This window comes from Bartonella sp. TT119HLJHH, assembly GCF_042193385.1.
In the GTDB taxonomy this organism is placed as follows: domain Bacteria; phylum Pseudomonadota; class Alphaproteobacteria; order Rhizobiales; family Rhizobiaceae; genus Bartonella.
In genome coordinates this window covers 1-1,568 of record NZ_JBHILS010000084.1, presented here as the reverse complement: position 1 = coordinate 1,568, position 1,568 = coordinate 1, and the positions used below count along the sequence as shown (strand labels likewise).

2 protein-coding genes are annotated in these 1,568 nt (G+C 38.1%); both read left to right on the top strand.

Annotated features, from left to right (window positions below; genetic code table 11):
* Nucleotides 1-70 precede the first annotated feature (70 nt).
* Nucleotides 71-1,186, top strand: a complete 1,116-nt coding sequence (locus ACFIJL_RS09355; protein WP_375624421.1) for a hypothetical protein — start codon at nt 71-73, stop codon at nt 1,184-1,186.
* The gene (locus ACFIJL_RS09350; RefSeq protein WP_273791712.1) at nt 1,173-1,514 is read left to right on the top strand and encodes a hypothetical protein; all 342 of its coding nucleotides are present in this window, start codon (nt 1,173-1,175) and stop codon (nt 1,512-1,514) included. Before ACFIJL_RS09355 ends, ACFIJL_RS09350 begins: the two co-directional genes overlap by 14 nt.
* The last annotated feature ends 54 nt before the right edge of the window (nt 1,515-1,568 follow it).

Here is a 1,568-nt window from a genome sequence, read left to right as displayed (position 1 = left end):
AATCCGAAAGATGATAACGAAGCAGATGCTTTAGCAATTTTATATTTAGTTAAAGAAAGGGAATTGGGGTATGTCCAGTAAATTACCATGGACGAGGCTTTTTGCAGACAAGTGGCTTCTTGATCTCGCTTGTTTACCCGCAATTGAAGGCAATGTTTATATGCGATTGCGATTGCAAATGTTGCGCACTAGAGAGCCTCTTGTAAATGATGCGCAAATATTATCTCATTTTACGTGTTGTTCAGTAAAAAGATTTCAGAAGGCATTAGATTACTTATTTAGATCTGGACACATTATTCTTTCAGAAGATGGTCATTTGTGGTGTTCAGATGTTGAAGAAGAATTAAAAAATTCAGACGAAACTTTAAATAAGTTTGCAGAAAGAGCAGCAAAAGCCGCCAATACTAGAAAACATAAAAACCACGAAGAATCTTCAAGAGAGCTTCAAGATTCTTTAAGAAGTCTTCAAGATTCTTCAAGATGTCTTGAAGATTCTTCAAGAGGGTACAATAACAATAACATTAACATATATAAAAAAAATAAAACTAACGTTTTATTAAAAAAAGAAATTAATTTTGAAGATTTAGAAACAATCGATTTGGTTGACGAGCCAATCGAGTGTGATGTTGAAAGCCAATCAGAGCAAACCAACCAACCTCCCATTCACGAGCAGACAAGCGTTCCTAAGAAAGCCAAGCGAAGTAAGGGGAAAAAAGAACTTGGAAGCGTACCAGAAGATTTTGAACCCGATTTGCAATACGCAATCGATAAAGGCTTAACGCATGATGAGGCGTTATTAGAATTCGAAAGATTTAAACTTCATTGGAAAGCCAACCCATGTCGAAATGCAAACAATCGCGATTGGCAAAGTGCTTGGTGTGGTTGGATTATTAACCAGAATGGAACGCTAGCCAAGAAATTAGAACAGGAGAAACGATATGCAAACGAACGCTATAAGCTCTCAACAAATAACTTCACAAACAGCCTTTCACAAAGCTTCAGTACACTCAAAGCAGCAATCACCACTAGCGATTCTTATGGATCAGAATGCATCAGAGATACAGAGGCTATCAGTTCATTTGCAAGCACTTTCCAAGAGAGTGGACCGGAGTGTGTATCCTCCAATCTCTATGCATGGAAAGCCATTGACACTGGAGGAGAGATCGCAAGTTTTGCAAGACTGTAATCGCTTACAAGCACTGCTTTCACGGAAAGTTACGGTTGAACATATCGAGGCGGCTGCTTATTTGCTTTCTGGTCTAAAAATACCAGCCAATATAGACCCTAATGTTATCGCTTTGAACTATAGCATAGCCTTATCAGATGCTTCAGAACATACCCTTAAACAGGCTGTTAAGGATATCATATGCGGAAAAGCAAACGGCTTTTCGAAAACCTTTATGCCAACAGGAGCAGAGCTTGCAGAGTATTGTAGAAATTTGAAAGCAGAGCTTTTTTCGGGAGCATCAGTCATGAAATCGTATTTAAAAGGATCCGAAAAAACAGCAAAGTAGTGAAATTTGCTGATGATTTTGAGAATAGAGATGCGTTTAAATTGACAGAAAGGC